The following is an 891-nucleotide window of genomic DNA, read 5'->3' as shown; positions in this document are numbered from 1 at the left end:
GTGGACGACGCCACCGTTAGCGTTCTGACGTCGTAAAGCGATCCATAGGCGCTCTTGAGGCTGCCGGCCAGCGCGCCGGCTGCAATGCCGAGCTTGTGGGCCGACTCGAGGTTGATGAGGTGCAGTGAGTGGCAGCGCATGCAGGGTGGGGCCATATCACATCTCCTGTGGTGGTGAAGAAAGCCGGGGAGGGCTTGGTTCACAGGAGTGATATAGATCTGGAAATTTGTGCAATTCTAGCTGATTGACCTTGCCCTTGGGCACGGTGAGATCATTTAGGCGAGCGATCTCCTTGAGGTGTAACGAGCTCTTTATCTATTAGTCACAGGCATTGCGGATATTTTAATGCCTGTATTCCTGTTATTTGATTGCTGTATAATGTGTAGCATGAAGCCTGTTTGTAAATTGGCAATGGAGAGTTTAATGAAGCCGTTGAAAACTGCGGAAATAAATGGGTATTTTGAATTCACATCAAATCTTATTTGTTTGTCAAAGTACAGCAGGCAAAATAAGCAAGAAATTGAGGCATGGGTCAATGAATTGAAGGTTGAGAGAGGTTGGAGACAGTCATTCGAGGCTAGGTCGCTGCTAACTCATGAGTTTACACACTTTCTGGATATGACAACGACTGTTTGGGGGTTGGAGTATGTTTGTCGAAAACTTTTAATGCTAAACCCGCAAGGTGGTTTTTCGCCAGAAGAAGCCGCTCGAGTATACATGGTTAACACATTAGAAATAGAGGTGCATGATGAGTTGGTTAGCAAGCCTAATTCGTCTATAGACGGCTTTGATAGCCTTAGCCATGGATTAAAGTACACCGAGAAATATGGGGTCGTCTGTCTTTTATTTTACAGTAGAGGGGGTGAAGTAGTTCATCAAGCTCCCATAAGC

General features: G+C 46.1%; 1 protein-coding gene. It reads left to right on the top strand.

Annotated features, from left to right (window positions below; genetic code table 11):
• Window positions 1-423: 423 nt before the first annotated feature.
• On the top strand, window positions 424-891 hold a 468-nt coding region (locus tag OP495_RS18475), incomplete at its 3' end, for a hypothetical protein (RefSeq protein WP_280571235.1).

Origin of the sequence: Chromohalobacter sp. 296-RDG (genome assembly GCF_029889885.1) — a bacterium.
In the GTDB taxonomy this organism is placed as follows: Bacteria; Pseudomonadota; Gammaproteobacteria; order Pseudomonadales; family Halomonadaceae; genus Chromohalobacter.
This window is presented reverse-complemented; position numbering and strand designations above follow the sequence as displayed.